The 21095-nt window shown below is 41.0% G+C and carries 18 protein-coding genes; 14 read left to right on the forward strand and 4 right to left on the reverse strand.

The window, feature by feature from the left end; genetic code table 11:
• The first annotated feature begins 59 nt into the window (after positions 1–59).
• Positions 60–1550, forward strand: coding sequence for a threonine synthase (gene thrC / locus BM102_RS09630; protein WP_090481467.1), 1491 nt, complete (start codon positions 60–62; stop codon positions 1548–1550).
• A 152-nt stretch (positions 1551–1702) separates the two neighbouring features.
• Here the strand turns inward: thrC and BM102_RS09635 are convergent, their stop codons facing one another.
• Both BM102_RS09635 and BM102_RS09640 read right to left on the reverse strand, forming a co-directional pair.
• Complete coding sequence (locus tag BM102_RS09635; RefSeq protein WP_090481470.1) at positions 1703–2584, reverse strand: chemotaxis protein CheX; 882 nt, start codon at positions 2582–2584, stop codon at positions 1703–1705.
• A gap of 3 nt (positions 2585–2587) precedes the next feature.
• Entirely contained in the window at positions 2588–2968 is a 381-nt protein-coding gene (locus BM102_RS09640; protein ID WP_033153704.1) for a response regulator, read from the reverse strand.
• Positions 2969–3169: 201 nt separating this feature from the next.
• Here BM102_RS09640 and BM102_RS09645 point away from each other — a divergent pair, with 201 nt between their 5' ends.
• The 3 genes from BM102_RS09645 (at position 3170) to BM102_RS09655 (ending at position 5945) form a co-directional block, all read left to right on the forward strand.
• Positions 3170–3520, forward strand: a complete 351-nt coding sequence (locus tag BM102_RS09645) for a hypothetical protein (protein ID WP_090481472.1) — start codon at positions 3170–3172, stop codon at positions 3518–3520.
• Positions 3521–3603: 83 nt separating this feature from the next.
• Complete coding sequence (locus BM102_RS09650) at positions 3604–4275, forward strand: response regulator transcription factor (RefSeq protein ID WP_044933652.1); 672 nt, start codon at positions 3604–3606, stop codon at positions 4273–4275.
• Between the two features lie 14 nt (positions 4276–4289).
• Entirely contained in the window at positions 4290–5945 is a 1656-nt protein-coding gene (locus BM102_RS09655; RefSeq protein WP_090481475.1) for a sensor histidine kinase, read from the forward strand.
• Positions 5946–5974: 29 nt separating this feature from the next.
• Here BM102_RS09655 and BM102_RS09660 read toward each other — a convergent pair whose 3' ends face one another.
• Positions 5975–6619, reverse strand: a complete 645-nt coding sequence (locus BM102_RS09660) for a phosphoribosyltransferase (protein WP_044933654.1) — start codon at positions 6617–6619, stop codon at positions 5975–5977.
• 239 nt (positions 6620–6858) lie between these two features.
• On the opposite strand from BM102_RS09660, the gene BM102_RS09665 reads away from it, so the two are divergent.
• Positions 6859–8871, forward strand: coding sequence for a methyl-accepting chemotaxis protein (locus tag BM102_RS09665; RefSeq protein WP_090481478.1), 2013 nt, complete (start codon positions 6859–6861; stop codon positions 8869–8871).
• 29 nt (positions 8872–8900) lie between these two features.
• Here BM102_RS09665 and BM102_RS09670 read toward each other — a convergent pair whose 3' ends face one another.
• Positions 8901–9761 (reverse strand): patatin-like phospholipase family protein, encoded by an 861-nt coding sequence (locus tag BM102_RS09670; protein WP_090481481.1) that lies wholly within the window; start codon positions 9759–9761, stop codon positions 8901–8903.
• Positions 9762–9937: 176 nt separating this feature from the next.
• On the opposite strand from BM102_RS09670, the gene BM102_RS09675 reads away from it, so the two are divergent.
• The 9 genes from BM102_RS09675 (at position 9938) to BM102_RS09715 (ending at position 21070) form a co-directional block, all read left to right on the forward strand.
• The gene (locus BM102_RS09675; RefSeq protein WP_090481601.1) at positions 9938–12751 is read left to right on the forward strand and encodes a glycoside hydrolase family 3 protein; all 2814 of its coding nucleotides are present in this window, start codon (positions 9938–9940) and stop codon (positions 12749–12751) included.
• Positions 12752–12768: 17 nt separating this feature from the next.
• Complete coding sequence (locus BM102_RS09680) at positions 12769–13851, forward strand: PTS sugar transporter subunit IIC (protein ID WP_044933657.1); 1083 nt, start codon at positions 12769–12771, stop codon at positions 13849–13851.
• A 113-nt stretch (positions 13852–13964) separates the two neighbouring features.
• Positions 13965–14306 (forward strand): hydrogenase maturation nickel metallochaperone HypA/HybF, encoded by a 342-nt coding sequence (locus BM102_RS09685; RefSeq protein ID WP_044933658.1) that lies wholly within the window; start codon positions 13965–13967, stop codon positions 14304–14306.
• Positions 14307–14327: 21 nt separating this feature from the next.
• Complete coding sequence (locus BM102_RS09690; RefSeq protein WP_090481483.1) at positions 14328–15161, forward strand: formate/nitrite transporter family protein; 834 nt, start codon at positions 14328–14330, stop codon at positions 15159–15161.
• Between the two features lie 33 nt (positions 15162–15194).
• Positions 15195–15890, forward strand: a complete 696-nt coding sequence (locus tag BM102_RS09695) for an MgtC/SapB family protein (protein ID WP_074788804.1) — start codon at positions 15195–15197, stop codon at positions 15888–15890.
• A 21-nt stretch (positions 15891–15911) separates the two neighbouring features.
• Positions 15912–17489, forward strand: a complete 1578-nt coding sequence (locus tag BM102_RS09700) for a helicase HerA-like domain-containing protein (protein WP_090394531.1) — start codon at positions 15912–15914, stop codon at positions 17487–17489.
• A gap of 79 nt (positions 17490–17568) precedes the next feature.
• Positions 17569–18831, forward strand: a complete 1263-nt coding sequence (locus tag BM102_RS09705) for a transglutaminase domain-containing protein (RefSeq protein WP_049960209.1) — start codon at positions 17569–17571, stop codon at positions 18829–18831.
• Between the two features lie 6 nt (positions 18832–18837).
• Positions 18838–19557, forward strand: a complete 720-nt coding sequence (locus BM102_RS09710) for a cysteate racemase (RefSeq protein ID WP_090481486.1) — start codon at positions 18838–18840, stop codon at positions 19555–19557.
• Position 19558: 1 nt separating this feature from the next.
• Positions 19559–21070 (forward strand): amino acid adenylation domain-containing protein, encoded by a 1512-nt coding sequence (locus tag BM102_RS09715; RefSeq protein WP_090481489.1) that lies wholly within the window; start codon positions 19559–19561, stop codon positions 21068–21070.
• The last annotated feature ends 25 nt before the right edge of the window (positions 21071–21095 follow it).

A 21095-nucleotide genomic window follows, 5' to 3' on the forward strand; every position in this document is an offset into this window, starting at 1 on the left:
TGTAACTGTTTGGTACTAGCCCAAAAGTTAAACAAAAATATAGTTAGAGAGGAATAATCATGGGAATCAATTACGTTAGCACAAGAGATGCATCAAAGCAGCAGATTACAGCTTCACAGGCTATTTTAAAGGGTTTGGCTGATGATGGAGGCTTATATGTACCTACATCCATTCCAGCTCTAGATGTTTCACTTGAGAAGCTTTCTGAAATGACATATCAGGAGGTTGCTTATGAAGTGTTAAAGCTTTTCCTTACAGATTTTACAGAGGACGAGCTTAAGCATTGTATAAATAGCGCTTATGATAGCAAGTTTGACACAGAGGAAATTGCACCACTTGTTTATGCTGATGGAGCATACTATTTGGAGCTCTTCCATGGTTCAACAATTGCATTTAAAGATATGGCACTTTCAATCTTGCCACATCTTATGATTACTTCCGCTCGTAAAAATAATATCAAGAACGATATCGTCATTCTTACAGCTACATCAGGTGATACAGGAAAGGCTGCTCTTGCAGGCTTTGCAGACGTAGAGGGCACTAGAATCGTTGTATTCTATCCAAAGAATGGTGTATCAGCAATCCAGGAGCGCCAGATGGTTACTCAGAAGGGTGCTAACACTCATGTTGTTGGTATCAAGGGTAACTTCGATCAGGCTCAGACAGGTGTTAAGCAGATGTTCAACGACAAGGCTCTTGAGAAAGAGCTTGATGCAGCAGGTTTCCAGTTCTCATCTGCAAACTCAATCAACATTGGCCGTTTGGTTCCACAGATTGCTTACTATGTATATGCTTATGCAAAGCTTCTTTCAGAGGGAAAGGTACAGTCAGGTGAGACAATCAATGTAGTTGTTCCTACTGGAAACTTTGGAAATATCCTTGCTGCATATTATGCAAAGAACATGGGACTTCCTATTGATAAGCTTGTTTGCGCATCAAATGAAAACAAGGTCCTTTACGATTTCTTCACTACAGGAGAATACGACAAAAATAGAGAGTTCATTCTTACAAACTCTCCATCAATGGATATCCTTATCTCTAGCAACCTTGAGAGATTAATCTATCACATTGCTGGCGATGATGCTAAAAAGAATTCTGAACTTATGGAGTCTCTTAAGACAACTGGTAAATACGAAATAACTTCAGATATGAAGGCTAAGCTTGAAAGCTTCTATGGAAATTACGCTTCAGAAGAAGAGACAGGCGAGACTATCAAGAATCTTTATGATAAGACAGGCTACATCATTGACACACACACTGGTGTTGCATCATGTGTATATAACAAATTCAAGGCTGACACACAGGACGACAAGGTAACAGTCATTGCATCAACAGCCAGCCCATTTAAGTTTACACGTGCTGTTATGGGAGCAATCGACTCAGCATATGAAAGCGAGGAAGACTTCATACTCGTAGACAAGCTTTCAGAGCTTGGAAAGGTTGCAGTACCTAATGCCATCGAAGAAATCCGCTCCGCAGAGGTTCGTCATGACACCGTCGTAGAAGTAGCGGACATGTGCGCCGAAGTAAAACGCTTCCTCGGAATCTAATAATCGTAAAAAGCCGTGCATAGCACCAGATCATATTTACGTAAAGTAAATGAGCTACCTGTAGTCAACAAGCTCTACTATTTCTCAAGCGAGACGTGTTGTCGAGCGGAGAAATCAGTAGGCTTGTAGACGTAACAGGTAGCTCTCTTAGTCTAAAAACATATTATAAGGTGTATGGTTCCAAATGGGTAGGCGACTGGGAAGTCTACGCATTTGTTGGCTCCGTAGAGGACACCGTCGGCGGTGATTTCTGGTGGAGCAAGTGATATGTCTTTTGATAAGGCGTTGGAAATGTTTACTATGAAGAGTCCATTGTGGAGGTTGAGGAAGTCCTCAAGGGCTGCAACAACGTACTCATCGAAGTCTCCAAAGTCTTCTTTTGCGTAGCGGGAAGCAAATGCAATGGCTGTTTCCCTGTCGCAATCAATATGTGTAATAAACTCTCTGTCACTGGATATTTTCTGCGAAACACCAAATGTGACAGGAAATTCATCAAGTACCATAGGAGTGAGAGGAGAAAAGTCCTCTCCAACAAATCTAATTAAGCTGTTGAACATCAGCTCCAAATACATAACGTTTTCTTCACTTACAGGCATTTCTGCAAGAACAAAGAAATTGGAAATGATGGCGTGAACAGCTTCTTCATTTTCAACATCTAGACTTAAATCATATATTTCAGTTTCATTTTTATAATCGAAAAGAATACGCTCTAACTCTTCGTAAGAAAATATTCCATCTTCAACAAGATTTTGGCCAAGTAAAATAAAATCAGGAGTCTGTCTTGTAAGTAAATCATTTACCTGATCATCTGTAAGATATCCTCTATTAACAGCTATTTCACCAAAGCGTCTGTCTTCACGAGTTTGCACATATAAGCATTCATCCACTTCTTTTGCGGTCATGAAACCCTCGTGAATGGCAATTGTGCCAAGCTTAATATGTGTTTGCGAAAGACGAGACATTGCATTGAAAAGCTGCTCTTGATTTACAATTCCTTTTTGAAGCAAATAATTCCCCAAGAATTGTGTATACATAGATTATTTTCCTCCAAGTCGAAGCTCGATTATTTCTTGAATTTGATTGTTCTCGAAAGGCTTCTGAATAAAGTCCTTTGCGCCGAGCTGAATTGCCTTTTTGAGTTGATCCTGAGTACCAACTGAAGAAACAATGATAATGATTGCATCATTGTCGAATTCTCTGATTTCAGATAGAGCAGTAGTGCCGTCTTTTTCTGGCATTACGATGTCCATAAAAACTAAATCAGGTTTTTCTGATTTGTACAAATTTACAGCCTCTGCTCCGTTTTTCCCCTCAATAAAAGTAGCACCTGTGCTGACTTCTTTAACTGCATCCATGAGTTGTTTTCTAGCAAGGACTGAATCATCGCATATTAAAATCTTTTTGCCTGTAATATCCATATGTCTTATCCCTCCTGCACAGTATAGAATAATAATACAATAAGAATAGCTTTTATTCAAATGAATTTATCTGATATTTTTGTTAATTTTCAAGGAATTGCGGGAAAACTTTTGAGGATAATAAATGGCCTTGTTTTTATAGAAAAGAGAATAAATAATCTATATAATAATAGGCGAGAATAATTTATTGGAGGATTAAAAATGGATTTAGGTTTTATGAAAATATTTGATGTTGTAATCGGGGTATTGGGAGTATACCTTGTATTTGTTAGTATCAAAAGCCTTAAGGCAGGAATTGTTGATCCTATGATGATTACAGCAGAGGAGCTTGCAAAGTGTGCTGATATCAAAGGATTATCAAAGTATTTGATGCCAAAGTCAGCTATTTTTGGAGCACTTTGTATTGTGTTTGGAATTCAGGGATTGCTTAATGACACTGGTTATGTAAAGTTCCCTCATGCAGTAAATGTAGGATTTCTCATTGCTTTTGTTGTTGTATGGTGTGTTTTCTCATACTTTATCCGTAAAGCAAAGAAGACATATATTCAGTAAAAAATTCTAATATCGTCACTTAGAATTCACATTTAGGGGGGATTATATAATAATCTAAGCTAGGTTAGCTATAGGAGGTCAGTATGAAAAAGATTTTGGTGGTAGATGACGAAGAAAAGATTCGTTCACTTATCCGTAAGTACGGTGAGTTTGAAGGCTATGAAATATCAGAAGCATGCGATGGTATGGATGCCATAGAAAAGGTAAAGGCAAACAGTGACTACGATGTTATCATCATGGATGTTATGATGCCAGAGCTTGATGGATTCTCAGCTTGCAGTGAAATCAAAAAGATAAAGGATATTCCAGTTATTATGCTTTCAGCAAGAGGTGAGGAATATGATAGAATCCACGGTTTTGAAGCAGGCGTTGATGATTATGTCGTAAAGCCATTCTCACCAAAGGAACTTATGATGCGTGTGAATGTTGTTACAAGCCGAAGCAAGTCTGATGAAGGTGCGGTAGATATCTTCCGTTATGAAGGCCTGGAAATCAACTTTACCGCCAGAACAGTTTCCATTGATGGCAAGCGTGTAGATATGTCGCCAAAGGAATACGAGCTTCTTTTCTACCTGGTTCGAAATAAAAACATAGCACTTGAACGTGAGCGTCTTATTACCGAGGTTTGGGGTTATGACTACTATGGTGATGACCGCACACTGGACACACACATAAAGCTACTTAGAAACAGTCTAGGTGAGTATCGTCGCCTGCTTGTTACACTTAGAGGAGTAGGTTACAGATTCGAGGCTTAATTGTGGAGGACCCATTGAAAAAAAGTCAAATTAGTATTAAATGGAAAACCTTTTGTATATTCTTGATTTTTGCCATAGTACTTTTAGGAGTACTATGGTTTTTTCAGATTGTCTATCTGAATGATTTCTACAAAATGATAAAGCAAAAGGAAACAGAAAATGTTCTAGATAAGGTTGAGGTGCTTCTTCATGAATCTGATGATCCTGCATCTGAAATAGACCAGCTTGCGGCCAACTACAACCTGGGCGTATTCATTACAGATTCAGAGGGCAACTCCCTTTATAATGCGGAATATATTTCAAATTCCCAGATGTCTTCATTGCCACATTTTATGTTCAGTCTCTTTTACGATGAGGCTGTTGCTAATGGTGGCGAGGCTGTTATTGAGTTTAAAGGTAGCGAAATGCAGCGAAGCATCAGGGAAAACCTTAATAAGGAGTTAGAACAACAGCCTGAAATAGACGGAGAATCAGAAGCTACTCCTGAAACGGAATTAGAACAACCTGAAAACATTTTAGAGAATGCTCCTGACAGTGCAGATGAAACTTCAGAAGAATCCTCTGGTCAGGGAGAGGGAAAAATCGAATACACAATCCCTCCGGAAAACGAAATGACGAAGGAGCAGTTCAGACAAAACATTGGTAATGAAATGGCTGAGTCTGTTATCTATGTTCGCATTATCGAAGTGGATGGGCAGGAAGAAGTTGTAATGATTAATTCGGTGTTAACACCTGTCGACGCTACAGTTACTACACTGAAAGCTCAGCTTCGAATTATTACTGTCATCATAATTATCATTGCATTTATTCTTGCAGCAGCCACAGCTAAAAGCACATCTCGCTCTATTATCAAATTGAACGATGGCGCCAAGAAGCTTGCAGCTGGTGACTACAGTGTTAAATTCGATGCAGATGACTATATGGAGGTTGCAGAGTTATCAGCTACTCTAAACTACGCCGCAAAAGAACTTGGAAAGGCTGACAGCTTACAAAAAGAACTTATTGCAAACGTATCCCACGACCTTAGAACTCCGCTTACTATGATAAAGGGATATGCAGAGGTTATGAGAGACATCCCTGGCGAGAACACACCAGAAAATGTTCAGGTTATCATCGAAGAGACGGAGCGCTTAACAGGTCTTGTAAACGACATGCTGGACATTTCAAAACTTAAGGCTGGCACAATTTCCATCCAGCCAGAGGAATACAACTTTACAGAAAGTATTCGTCATGTCCTGGAGCGTTACAACAAGCTTCGTGAAGTAGAAGGCTACACTATAGACTTCGTTTACGACGACGAAGTCAGCGTATATGCAGATGAGCAGAAGATGTACCAGGTTCTTTACAATCTGGTAAACAACGCCATAAACTACACCGGCGAGGACAAAAAGGTCACCGTCATTCAAAAGGTCATTGGCAACACACTTCGCATCGAAGTAGTGGACACTGGCGACGGCGTAAAGCAGGAAGACATCCCATACGTATGGGACCGCTACTACAAAGACAAGACAACCCACAAGCGAGCCCTTCAAGGCACCGGACTTGGCCTCTCCATCGTAAAGAACGTACTGGAGCTCCACGGTGCCAAATATGGCGTCTCATCCATCACCGGCCAAGGCGCCACCTTCTGGTTCGAAATCAAAATCGACCCCTTCGCCGAAGAGGAGTAGGGGCCACCATCCACAGGTGGCCCCTGGGATTAGCGAAGCTCTGAGTAGCCGAAGGAGTTTACGATGGCGTCGATTGGGGTGCCGGATTTGCAGAGAGGGCACTCGTGGAGTGGGTACGACTGGTAGTTAGGGATGTCCTCGTCGTGGAATACGGCCGTTACGGGGATGTTGTCCACTTCTCGAACGGCTGAGAAGATGGCGCAGGCACCGCTGATGGTTGCCCCGTAGTATTGTACACATTCGGCTAGACTTTCGAGAGTTCGGCCGGTGGTTAGTGATCCGAATAATAATAGAACGTGTTTGTCGCGGATAGTTAGCTGTAGATTATCGCGGAAAATATGCAGGCCGGATGGAGCAAGCTCTGGGGCAGTGACATAGATTGTCTTGTGCTGATTGTAGTTTGCGACACCGGCTTTTGTTAGTTCTTCGGCAAGATATGTTCCAACTACTTCCATGCCATCGGCACATACGATTGTGTCTACTGGTGTGGATACGGAATAGTGCATTGCAAGAAGCTGGGCTACACCGTGAGCCTCATTACATCTGGTCTTTATGGTTCCGATTTCCATATAGTTTGTGATGTGGGAGTGGTTGGTTGCGAAGTGACCAGGAATTATTTTCAAAACAACATCTGAGTTTAGTGGAGCAGGAATTTTAGTATAGTCTTTTAACATAATAAACCCCTTTCTTTTATGAACCTCATAGTTCGAATTACCCCTTTTATATTTACATCATAACATACTTTTGACAGATATCTAGTGAATAAATTTTGTAATATTTGACAATTACAAATTGACGCGCCGAGTTCACAGATAGGACATAGAAATTTACAAATTTGCACATCGAAATTTGCTAGTGTTTTAATTAGTACATTTTACGTTTACGTTTCATATTATACAGAAGGAGGGGACTTATGGCGAAAGGACAAGCTAAGCAAAAGCGTATTAGTGCACAATTATTGGCAGTTTTGATACCTCTTGTAATTGTGGCAATCGCAATCGTAACTACTATTTTAGCGTTGCAGGCAAAGAAGGTAATTGTGTCAGAGGCTACTGAGGGATTACATCAGGAATCTAGAGCAAATGCTGCTGATATTGCACAAACAATGGATAGCATGACCAAGTATTATGATGGCTTGGCAGATGCTATTGAGGGTGGAACCTTTGAAAGCGATGTTCAGGTTAATAATCTGTTGACTGAATCTTTAAATGAGTTCCCAGGTGTTGTAACAGATGCTTATATCGCAATCGGCAGAACTGAGTTCTATGATGGTAGCGGATGGTTCCCGGATTTAAGTGAATATGATGCAACTACCAGAGGTTGGTATCAGAATGGTGATGGCCAGGCAGAGATTGTTATAGGTGCACCTTCTCTGGATTTAACAACAGGAAATATGGTTGTATGCGGTTCACGTTCTATCACTTTGAATGGTCGTAAGGGTGTAATGTCTACAGATATTGCCCTTGCTGGTATTTCAGAGATGGTTAGCCAGTATACTCCAGGTGGAAAGGGTGCCAGCTTACTTGTTCAGGGTACTCAGATTATTGGATCGGTAGAGTCAGAATATGTTGGTACAGATGTATCTGAACATACAGATGACGGCTTCTTGCAGAGAATGTCAGAAGTTGTTGCTGCAGGCGGAAGTGATTCTGTTGTTACAATGAAAGGAAATAATGGAAAGAATTATTTCGTTTCATTTGATAACGTAGATGGTACAGAGTGGACTCTTATTTCATATGTACCTCAGGATGCAGTATTAGCAGAACTTAGACAGTTCATACTCATTAGTATTGTAATTGCCGCAATTATCGTTTTGGCAATGGCAGTAATCCTTCTTCAGTTAATCAACTCAAAGATTACAAAACCAGTACGTAGTCTTACAGAGAATATTACAAGAATTGCAAATGGTGACTTTACAGTTGATATTCCAGCAGGTGGTGGAAATGAAATTGGCACCATGAATAACAACATGCATGATTATGTTGAACAGATGCGTAGTACGCTCACTGAGATTAAGAGTATGACTGATCAGCTCGCTTCAGAGGCTACAAATAGTAAGAATGTATCTGGTGATTTGAACGAGCGTGCTGATGAGCAGGCAAGTGCTATGCAACAGATTCAGCATACAATGGACGATATGTCTTCTGCAGTTGCTGATCTTGCAGAAAATGCAACTACATTGGCTCAGCAGGTTAATGATTTGACTATGCAGAGTGAGACAACCAAGCAGACAATGGATGATTTGGTTAGCACAGCAAGAGATGGCCAGCGTGACATGCAGGCAGTTCAGTCTGGTATGACAAATGTTGCACAGTCAATGCGTGAAATGAATGATGTTGTTAACAACGTAGATGAGTCTGCTAAGCAGATTGATTCTATTGTTGATATGATTAATTCTATTTCCAGCCAGACCAACCTTCTTTCACTTAATGCTTCTATTGAGGCTGCACGTGCCGGCGAAGCTGGAAAGGGATTCGCAGTTGTTGCTGATGAGATAGGTGCGTTGGCTCAGAACTCTGCAGATAGTACTCAGCAGATTTCAGCTATTATCAAAGAGATTACAGCTCAGATTGCAGAGCTTTCAACAAAGGCAGAATCAAATGTTGAAGAAATCAACACCAGTATGGAATCTGTAAACCAGGCTGGAGAGACATTTGAAAAGATATTCAAGAGCCTTGATGAAGCCAGCGATACTGTTGGTGATATGATTGATAAGATTGGTAGCGTTGATGAGATTGCAACTTCTATGGCTGCTATTTCAGAGGAGCAGTCAGCTAGTACACAAGAGGTTAGTGCTACAGCCACAACTCTTGCTGAAGGGGCAGAACAGGTTGCAGAAAACTCTCGTGGTGTGGATAACAGTGCCACTGTAGTATCTGAATCATCAGATAAGATTGAAAATCTTATTAACCAGTTTACCGTATAGACGAAAGAATAATAAAAGAGCTTATTTGACTAAGCGGTCAAATAAGCTCTTATTTTTTCTAGATTTTCTGTGGCAATGCGTCGTCCGATATCGTAAACACGTTGTAATTCGTCAGGATTTTTTTCTGTGGCACCAATGTTGAGAGGGGCATCTGGCCTGATTACGAAAGCCTTGCCATTGGCAACCTGCTTTTTAACGTATGCTTTTTGCGCATTATACATGTTGTGCCTGTTTTCCATTGTGTCAATCATTCGTGGATATTTTCTCAAAATCCATCTAATAATATTCATGTATTTCTGAGGCTTTTTAATATAGTCAGCAGGCTGGGTTTCGATAACAAGGATTTTGTCGCAGCCTTGCTTTTCCATAAAACGAAGAGGAATGGAATCTGACATTCCACCATCTAAATACAAATCATCTCCGATTGGAACTGGCTTTGACACTGCAGGCATTGAAGCTGATGCACGTATCCAGCGAATGTCTATTCCATCTGGAGTGCCGTCACAGTTATCGCATTTATGATATACCGCATTTCCGGTAGATAATTCTGTGGCTACACAGTAGAAATCCATAGGATTCTTGTAAAAGGTATCGTAATCCCATTTATCAAGCTCGTATGGGAGAGTGCCATAGCAGAATGGCACATTATAAATGTCCCCTGTTTTAATCAAGGAGCTGAAGCTTGCATAGCGCTTGTCGTTGCAATATTTTTTGTTGTAGCGAAGACCTCGTCCTATCTGTTTTGATTTAATATTAAGTCCAAATGTGGCACCAGCTGAAACACCAACAGCACTGTCAAAATCAATATTGTTTTCCATGAGAACATCGATTACGCCGCAGGTAAACATGCCTCTCATGGCTCCACCTTCCATTACTAATCCTTTTTTCATAATAATTCCCTCAATTCTCTATAAATAAAAATTTATCATTGTGCACAATTAATTGCAAGTTTTATTGATAAAAAAGCCCAAAAATGAAGATGAATTTTGTATAAATAAATGATGCAAGCCATGAATCTGTAATGTATACTCTTGAAAGAATGTTTTGGAGAAAGGATATTGGAGGAATGTCGGGAAAGTTATTTGACGAGAATGAATTTGCAGCTGTGGCCAGACGCGCAGTTGCAGAAGGTGTGGTACTTTTGAAGAATGATGGTGATGTTTTACCACTTCAGAAAGGTACCACTATTTCATTGTTTGGCCGTAGTCAGTACAACTACTATAAAAGCGGTACAGGCTCAGGCGGTATGGTAAATACCAAGTATGTTATTGGAGTAAAAGAAGCACTTGAGGCTGATGATAGATATAATCTGAACCAGGATTTAAAAGCAATCTATGATGAATGGATAAAGGAAAATCCATTTGATGCCGGAATCGGATGGGCCAGTGAACCATGGTTCCAAAAGGAAATGGTAATCACACCAGAAATAGCAAAGGCGGCAGCAGCAAAGTCTGATGTTGCAATTGTGCTAATTGGTCGTACAGCAGGTGAGGACCAGGATAATAGTGCAACAGAAGGAAGCTATCTTCTAACAGAAGATGAGCATACAATGCTGAAAAATGTTACTGAGGCGTTTGAAAAGACAATCGTTCTTTTGAATGTGGGCAACATTATTGATATGAAGTGGGTTAAAAAGTACAACCCTAGCGCTGTTGCATATATCTGGCAGGGAGGCCAGGAAGGTGGAAATGGTGTTCTTGATGTTTTATCAGGGGACGTAAATCCAGCAGGCCGACTTTCTGATACTATTGCCTATGATATTGATGATTACCCATCTACAGCTAATTTTGGTAAAAAGAAGAGAAATATCCAGCAGGAAGATATCTATGTTGGATACAGATATTTTGAAACATTTGCTAAAGACAAAGTTTTATATCCATTTGGATTTGGTTTATCCTACACTAGCTTTGATATCAAGTGTAAGAGCTTAGAGTTTGATATCACAAATGGAGCGACAGTTGTGGCAACTGTTACTAACACTGGCTCACGTAAGGGACAGCAGGTTGTTCAGCTTTACTTAGAAAAGCCACAGGGCAAGCTGGGAAATCCATCAAGAGTATTGGTTGGATTTGATAAGACTAAGGAAATCGAGCCTGGTGAAACAGTGGAATGTGAAATTCATGTGCCAACATACTATATGTCTTGCTACGATGACTCGGGTGTTACAGGCCACAAGAGTGCCTATGTACTAGAGCAGGGAACATATACATTCTACGTGGGCGGTGATGTGCGAGCTGAGGAATCTGCATCAGTAGATATTTCTGAAACTGTTGTGGTAGACCAAAAGTCAGAGCTGATGGCACCACCAATTGAATATACAAGGGTTAAGCCTGAGATAAATGCAGATGGAACATTCTCAGTTGTATATGAAGCTGTTCCAACAGCAACAAAAAGTTCAGTTGAGCATCGACAAGAAGAGCTTCCAACAGAAATCACCCAGACAGGTGATAAGGGCTACAAGCTTGTGGATGTTGCCAAAGGCAGAGTATCAATGGATGATTTCATTGCTCAGCTTTCTGACGATGATTTGGTTGCCATCGTTAGAGGCGAGGGTATGAGCTCGCCAAAGGTTACACCAGGAACAGGCGGCGCATTTGGTGGTGTTACAGATTCACTTTTAGGCTACGGTATTCCTGTTGCCTGCTGTACAGATGGTCCTTCTGGAATCAGAATGGATTCTGGCAAGAAAGCTTTTGCTATGCCAAATGGAACACTTTTAGCAAGCTCTTGGAATCTTGAATTAATGGAAGAGCTTTATAAGTGGGAGGGTTTGGAGCTTCGTAAAAACAAAGTGGACGTATTGCTTGGACCAGGTATGAATCTTCACAGAAATCCTTTGAATGGTAGAAACTTCGAGTATTTTTCAGAGGACCCATTCTTAACAGGTAAGTGTGCTGCATATCAGCTTAAGGGCATGCATAAATACCATATCACTGGAACAATAAAGCATTTTGCTTTGAATACACAGGAGACCTCACGTCACTATGCTGAGCATGTGGCATCTGAGCGCGCAATCCGAGAGCTCTATTTAAAGGGATACGAGATTGCTGTTAAAGAAGCTGGCGCTCATGCTGTTATGACAACTTACGGCCCAGTCAATGGACGATACACATCTTCAAACTTCGATTTGGTTACAAAAATCCTTAGGGATGAATGGGGCTTTGAAGGTATCGTAATGACGGACTGGTGGGCAAAAGGCGGAAATGCTGGAGCAGGAGACGGAGCCGATATGGCAGACATTGTAGCAGCTCAAAACGACCTTTACATGGTTACTACAAGTGCTGCTGACAACACAAACAATGATAACTCATTGGAGGGCCTTGCAAATGGTACAGTAACTAGAGCTGACTATCAGCGTTGCGCTGCAAACATTTGCAGATTCATTATTTCAAAGCCAGTGTTCTTCAGACTTATAAATGAAAACAATGAGATAGATAATCAGCTTTTAGACGAGGCAGATGAGGAAGAGCTTTCATATGACAATATGATTGACTGCAACTTCAAAGAAAGTGATGTTTTTGCTGTTGATCCAGCTGAAATCAAAACAGGTCGTGACAGTGCCAATATGCTTTCCGTTGCAATCAAAGAACGCGGCGACTACAGACTTACAATGACTGTACGTGCAAAAAATCTTAGCGCACTTGCACAGATTCCTTTGACAGTTTTCAGAGATAGAGATATCGTAAAGACGATAACCCTCACCGGAGAGGACAGAGAGTGGCAGACAGTTTCTGTTGATTTCGCAGACTGCTTTGCAAGCTTCTATATTAAGCTTTACTTTGCCCAGGACGGTATGGAGATAAAGGATGTTAATGTAGAATTTGTATGCTCAAAGGAGCAGGAAATTCACGATATGTTAGCAAGACTTGGAGAAGATTAATTAAGGAGAATTGATAAATGAGAGAATTTTTGAAAAGAAAAAACATCGAGATTTCTGTTAAAAGATATCTTGTAGATGCTCTTGGGGCAATGGCTCAAGGATTGTTCTGTTCACTTCTTATTGGAACAATCATCAATACCATTGGAACTCAGTTTGGAATTGGATTTTTAACTGTGCCGGTAGCTACAGTTGCCGGTGTGGAATACACAGTTGGTGGTCTTGCCACAGCAATGAGTGGCCCTGCCATGGCAGTTGCAATTGGATATGCTCTCCAAGCACCTCCTCTTGTACTGTTTTCACTTATCACTGTAGGTTTTGCTTCCAATGCTCTTGGTGGAGCAGGTGGTCCACTTGCAGTTTTATTTGTAGCAATCATCTCAGCAGAAATTGGTAAAGCAGTTTCAAAAGAAACAAAAATCGACATATTGGTTACACCTCTTGTGACAATTGGTGTAGGTATTGCCCTTTCAGCTTGGTGGGCTCCAGCTCTTGGCAAGGCAGCCAGCTCAGTAGGAACACTTATTATGTGGGCAACAACAAAGCAGCCATTTATTATGGGAATCCTTGTATCAGTAATCGTAGGTATTGCACTTACACTTCCTATTTCATCTGCAGCTATTTGTGCAGCACTATCACTTACAGGACTAGCAGGTGGTGCAGCAGTAGCAGGATGCTGTGCTCAGATGGTAGGTTTTGCATTCATGAGCTTTAAGGAAAACAAATGGGGTGGTCTTATTTCTCAGGGCATTGGTACATCAATGCTTCAAATGGGAAATATTATCAAGAATCCTCGTATTTGGATAGCACCTATTCTGTGCTCAGCTATCACAGGCCCTCTTGCAACATGCCTTTTCAAGCTTGAAATGAACGGTCCTGCCGTTTCATCTGGTATGGGTACATGCGGTCTGGTAGGTCAGATTGGTGTGTACACAGGATGGGTAAATGATGTGGCAGCTGGCTCAAAAGCGGCAATCACAGCATTTGACTGGATTGGCCTAATCCTTATTTGCTTTATCCTTCCAGCAGTTCTTTGCCCAATCTTCAACAAGATTGCAATGAAGCTTGGATGGGTAAAAGAAGGGGATATGAAGCTTCAATAAATATTTTGGCAGCAGATTTCTGCTGCCTTTTTTATTGTCAAAAAATATTTGTTTATAGCATCAATATGAAATAAAATAATAAGAAAAGTAAGGTTTTTACATGAGAGGTTGAGATGCACGAACTAGCAGTGACACAATATGTTTTTGAATTAGTCAATAAACAGGCCGAAAAAAACAATCTTTCAAAAGTAAATATTATTCATTTGCTGATTGGGGATCAGTGTGATTATGTACCTGAGATTATTGAGGAATATCTGCAGGTGATGAGCGAGGGAACACCTCTTGATGGAGTAAAGGTGGATGCCACAGTTAAGGAATCGAAAGTTGTATGCAAGGACTGTGGGGCAGAGTTTACCAGACACGAATTCAAAGATGTTTGCTTGAAATGTGGAAGTGACAATTTAAAACTTAATCGATGCACAGATTTTATAGTGGAAAGAATCGAGGCAGAGTAAAGTTTTAGAAGGGGAGGTCATATGGACAAAATTTTTAATTCACCTGAAGAGGTGATTGAGGCAAATATTTGTGGAGGGGAGAAGAAGGTTAGCCTTCCACTTCCAAAGATGATATTGCTTGGAATTATGGCAGGAGCATTTATCGCTCTTGGAGCTGCCACCAGTTCAACAGCTGCTCATGCAGTAACAAATGTGGGGCTTTCTCGTTTTGTGGCGGGAGCTATTTTCCCAGTAGGACTTATGCTTATCACATTTATTGGTGGAGAGCTTTTCACAGGCAACTGTCTTACATCAATGGGGGCAATGGACCACAGATTTTCTTGGGGAAAGGTGGTCAGAGATCTTTGTATCATTTGGGTATCTAATCTAGTTGGAGCCTTAATCATAGTGGCTCTCACGTATTTCTCGGGAAATCTTGACTATTCAGCAGGTTTGCTAGGTGCATACTCAATAAAGGTTGCTCTTGGCAAAGTTACAATCACTCCTATAAAAGGAATTGCATCGGGAATACTTTGTAATATTCTGGTTTGTGCCGCCATCCTTATGGGAGCAGCATCAAAGGATATTTCTGGTAAGGTTTGGGCTATTTTCTTTCCTATCATGGCATTTGTGGTAGGTGGATTTGAGCACTGTGTGGCAAATATGTTTTATATTCCAATGGGCATGCTTGCCGCTACCAATGATACATACGTTGCAAAGGCAGCAGAGGCATACGGTATCACCGCAGATCAGCTTGCTAATCTTTCTGTGGCTGGATTTTTTGCAAATCAAATTCCAGTTACAATCGGAAATATCTTAGGCGGAATGATTTTTGTTGGTTTGCCATGCTATTTGGCTCACTGCAAAAAGAATTAGCATAATACAGACTAAATAATTGAGGTGTTATATATGGTAAATACGATAATAGATTACTTGCAGGGCATGGATGATTTGGCAGTAGCAATTAGATTGGTGATAGCAACAGCTTGTGGCAGTCTTATTGGCTGGGAGCGTGTAGTTAGAAGACACAGCGCAGGTATTCGCACCTTTGCACTTGTTAGCTTAGGTTCAGCAGTTGCTACAGTTTTGAATATCTATCTGGCACTCATTCCAGAGCTTAATGCCGATGTAAGCCGTATTCCAGCAGGTGTTGTAAGTGGAATTGGCTTCCTTGGTGCAGGAACTATTCTTGTTACAGGTAGAAATCAAATAAAAGGTCTTACAACAGCTGCAACGCTTTGGGTTGCTTCATGTATGGGCATGGCCTTTGGTGCAGGATATTTATCAGTGGGGTTTGTATGCTTTGGTCTTGTGCTTATTGCAAATCTGCTGCTCATGCACCTTAGCACACGTGTTGAGGAAAACAGCCGTTATGTAAGCTTGTACATCGAAGTAGAAGAGACAAACGGTATTAAGAAGCTTCGTAAAAGCTTCATGGAAATGGGCTATCAAATCACTAGCATGAACAAGACAAAGGATAAGACCTTATCTGGTACCGATACAGCACTTATGATTGATTTGGACTTCAAGAAGAGACATTCACACTTAAAGCTTATAGATGATCTTAACAATCTTGATTTTGTAAGTTATGTTGAAGAGGTTTAAATAAATATTGGGAGGGCGATTATGATTAGAGAAGGTAAGATTTGGGTTGCAAATACGGAAAAGTCAGAACCGGTATATTTATTACCACAGATGTCAAATAGACATGGGCTTATCGCTGGTGCCACAGGTACAGGAAAGACCATAACGCTGAAGGTTTTGGCTGAATCATTTTCCGACATGGGAGTGCCTGTCTTTCTTGCAGATGTAAAAGGGGACATTGCAGGAATGATTAATCCAGGCCAGGATAGTGCAGATATGCAGGAGCGCATTAAAAGGTTTGGACTTGATAAGGCCGGCTTTGAGTACCATGGATATCCTGTTACTCTTTGGGACATCTATGGCAAAAATGGTATTCAGGCACGTACTACAATTACAGAAATGGGCCCACTTTTACTTTCTAGAATCCTTGGCTTAAATGATAATCAAAGTAGCATTCTTTCGATTGTGTTTAAAATTGCAGATGAAAGCAATCTTGCCTTAATAGATACAAAAGATTTAAAGTCCATGCTTAACTATGTGGCTGATAATAACAAGGAATTTGAAGCTGACTATGGAAATCTTAACAAGCAAAGCATCGGTGTTATTCAGAGAGCTGTTGTTGCTCTTGAAATGGCCGGAGGAGATAAGTTCTTTGGTGAGCCTGCCCTTGATATCAGAGATTTCCTTACACTTGGGGAGCAGGGCAGAGGCATGATACATATTTTGGATAGTCAAAGCCTTGTAAACGATGGCAGATTATATTCTACATTCCTTCTTTGGCTTCTTTCAGAGCTTTTCGAAACCATGCCAGAGGTAGGTGATTTGGACAAGCCAAAGATGGTATTCTTCTTTGATGAAGCTCATCTTTTATTTAACGATACACCAAAGCCACTGCTTGATAAGATTGAGCAGGTGGTAAAGCTTATTCGTTCAAAGGGAGTAGGAGTATTCTTCGTAACTCAGAATCCACGTGATATTCCAGATGGAGTATTGGCACAGCTGGGCAATAAGGTGCAGCATGCGCTTCACGCTTACACTCCAGCAGAGCAAAAGGCTGTAAAAGCAGCGGCAGATTCCTTCAGAGAAAATCCTGCATTCAAGACAGCAGATGTAATCGAAGCACTTGGAACAGGAGAGGCAGTTGTTTCATTCTTGCAGGAGGATGGCACTCCATCAATTGTAGAAAAGGTTGCTATTTTACCACCTCAGTCCCAGATGGGTGGAATTGATGATGCTTCTAGAGATAAGGCCATAAAGTCTAGCATGCTCTATTCTAAATACGCAAATGCGATAGATGCTGAGTCAGCCTACGAACTACTTCTTCGTATGGGTGTAGAAAAGGAACAGGCAGAAGCTCTTGCAAAAGAAGAGGAAGAAGCTGCAAAAGCCAAGGCAAAAGAGGAGGCTGCAGCAGCAAAAGCAGCAGAGCGTGAGAAGGAAAAGGAAGCCAATCGCAAGAAGCGTGCAGCAAAATCAGTAGGTACAACTGTGGCAGGCACTGTAGGACGTGAGCTTGGCAAAAAGGTCGGCAAGCAAATCGGAGGTAAGTTTGGCCAGACACTTGGTGGCAACACTGGCGCTCAGTTGTTTAGAGGTATACTTAATACCTTAATCAAGTAAAAATCTAGCTAAATTTGACTATAATATCCATGATTGCTAAAATTATCCTTGAGTGTAAACGCTCGGGAGAATATGTATCATGGGAATGACAAAATCGTCAAAAAATAATAAGAAAAAAACTAGAAAGATATATAGGCTTTTCATACCATTAGCAGCTGTTATTGCAGTCTGCTTAGGTGTGGGAGCCTATTTTTATTATGACTACTCAAGCAGGGTATATTCCAGCTGTGTTGTAGAGCTTGGTGGGGAAGTTTCTGCAGCAGATTTTCTGAAGAATCCGGATCAGACTGCGGAGTTTACAAGTGACACAGTTATCACCACTGATTTCCCTGGCACCTATGATGTAGGGATTGTATCTGGCAAATATACCTATCAGTGCACTTTGGAAGTGCAGGATACTGTTGCTCCAGAGCTTACTGTAAAGCAACTGACTCGCACAAAGGAAGAAGTTCCAGCAGCCCAGGATTTTGTTGAATCTGTAAGTGATTTATCTGGAGATGTTTCAGTATATTTTGGTGAGGCCATAAGCTTTGATAATTATGGTCAGATTCCTATCACTATTGTTGCTGAGGATGGCTCAGGCAACAAGACAGAAGCAGATACAGTTCTAAATCTCGTTCAGGAATACGATATCGAGCCGCCAGTTATTGAGGGCCAGCTTGATAAAACTGTCTACGCAGGTACATCTGTAAGCTTCAAAACGGACGTGGTTGTTACTGACAATGTGGACACCGATATTGAGGTTCAGGTGGACAGCAGCAAGGTTGATTTGGATACCCCTGGTGAGTACACCGTAGTTTATACCGCCACAGATTCCATGGGCAACATGGATTTAAAGGAAGGCACAATCACCGTCATTCAGCAGGAATACACAGAGGAAGAAGTATTCGCTTTAGCAGATGAGGTTCTTGCAGAGATAATCACTGATGATATGTCTGCTTATGACAAGGCTCATGCCATTTATGTGTGGGTGCAGGGTAATATCGGTTACAGCGAAAGTGATGATAGCGGAGATTGGCTAAAGGGGGCCTACGATGGCCTTAAAAACAGGCATGGTGACTGCTACAACTATTTCGCAGTTAGCAAGGCTTTGCTTACAAGGGCAGGCATTCCAAATGAGGATATCGAAATCATTCCAACCGCCACAAGACATCATTATTGGAATGTAATTGATTGTGGTGAAGGCTGGCGCCATTTTGACACTACACCACGATTGGACAAAAGCTTCAAAGGCTTCTATCTGACAGACGAGGAATTAATGACATACTCAGATGCTCATTATCATTCTCACAACTACGATAGAGAAATTTACACATATTTTAACGACAATCAGGAGCAATAAGGGAGAATGAAAAAGTTAGGTATAATAGGTGGCCTAGGACCTATGGCTACAGCATATTTTATGCGCCGCATTATAGAGATGACAGATGCAGCCACCGACCAGGATAATATTGAAATGGTGATTTATAATTCGCCATCTATTCCAGACCGCACAGGCTACATTTTGGACAATACAAAGGAAAGTCCACTGCCAAAGATTATAGACTTGGCAAATCGCCTGGAGTTGCAGGACGTTGATTACATAGCAATTCCATGTATCACTGCACACTATTTCCATCAGCAGATAGCAAAGAGTGTGGATGTGCCAGTTTCCAATGGAATTAGAGAAGCAGCAGATTATTTAGCAGAGCATGGTATAAAAAAGGTTGGCATTATGGCCACTGATGGAACAGTTTCAACCAGGCTTTTTGATTCCGTGTTTATGGATTATGGCATTCAGTGTGTTTACCCGGATGGGGAATATCAAAAGCTTGTAATGAGCATCATTTATGATGAGGTAAAGGCAGGCAAGCCTGTTTCCATGAAGGAGTTTGAACTGGTTAAAAATCAGCTTTTAGCTTCCGGAGCAGAAGTAGTTATTTTAGGATGTACAGAGCTTTCTATAGCAAAAAGAGATAATCATATAGAAGGTGTTCTTGACATAATAGATGTTTTGGCAAGGGATTGTGTAATAAAGTGCGCAAAGCTTCGACCAGAATACAAAGAACTAATAAAAGAAGGAAAGTAAGATGCAAAACAATGTTTTAGACTACATAGACGAGAGTCTAGTGAGAGTCCCAGAAAAGGTGGCTTATGCCGATGATGAGGTTCAGCTTACATTTTCCGATGTTAAAAACATCATGGATTCTGTAGGAACAAACCTCCTTGAGATGGGATGCAGCAGAGAGCCAGTAATTGTATTTATGAAGAAGAGCCCAAATACAATTGCTACTTTCTTTGGAGTAATCAATGCAGGATGCTACTACGTACCAATCGATAGCGAAATGCCTGCTACACGTATTCAGCTTATTCTTGAAAATTGCAAGCCAAAGGTTATCATCTGCGATGATTCCACAGTGGATATTGCAAACGATTTTGAGTATAAAGCTAAGGTTTTATTGTTCAAAGATATGGTAAATACCAAGCCAGATGTGGATAAGCTTGCTTTAGTTAGAAAGAAGGCCATTGATACAGATCCAATCTATATCGTATTTACATCAGGCTCCACAGGAGTTCCAAAGGGTGTATGTGCTTGCCACCGTTCAGTAATCGATTATATTGAGCAGCTTTCAGAGACTCTTGGATTTAATGAGGATACAGTTTTTGGAAACCAGACACCTCTTTATTTTGATGCCTGTCTCAAGGAGCTTTATCCAACGCTGAAGTTTGGGGCAACCACTTATCTGATTCCACATTCATACTTCATGTTTCCTATCAAGCTTGTGGAATACATTAATGAGCATAACATCAATACAGTTTGCTGGGTTGTATCAGCCCTTACAATGATTAGTGCATTCAAGACCTTTGATACTGTCGTACCACACGCATTGAAAACAATCGCTTTCGGTAGCGAGGTTTTCCCAATCAAACAATTTAGATTGTGGAGAGCAGCAGTGCCAGAAGCAAAGTTCTTCAATCTCTACGGACCAACAGAGGGCACAGGAATGTGTTGCTACTATCCAGTGGAAAGAGAGTTTGCTGACGATGAGGTTATTCCTGTTGGCTTCCCATTTAAAAACACAGAAATCATGCTTTTAAAGGAAGACAATACACTTGCAGCTGATGGAGAGCAGGGTGAAATCTGCATCAGAGGAACATCAGTAACACTTGGATATTACAACAATCCAGAGAAGACTTCTGAGGCTTATGTTCAGAATCCATTGAACACAGCGTACCCAGAAATCATATATAGAACTGGCGATATAGGTCACATCAACGAATATGGTGAGCTTGTGTTCCATTCTAGAAAAGATTTCCAAATCAAGCACATGGGACATCGTATCGAGCTTGGGGAAATCGAAGCAAATGTAAATCTTGTGCCAGAGATAAAGCTTTCGGGCTGCATCTATGCCAAGGAACAAGGCAAAATAGTGCTTTACTATGTAGGCGACATCACAGAAGGTGACCTTATCAAAGCATTAAAGACCAAGCTTCCACGCTACATGCTACCAAACAAGGTGAACCGTTTAGAAAACATGCCATTTACAGCCAACGGTAAAATAGACCGTGTAAGCTTGACCAAAATGTATCAAAAAGCCTAGTCCGCTGGTTACGCCTACAAGCCTG

The organism is Pseudobutyrivibrio sp. JW11 (genome assembly GCF_900115355.1).
GTDB classification, from domain to species: domain Bacteria; phylum Bacillota; class Clostridia; order Lachnospirales; family Lachnospiraceae; genus Pseudobutyrivibrio; species Pseudobutyrivibrio ruminis.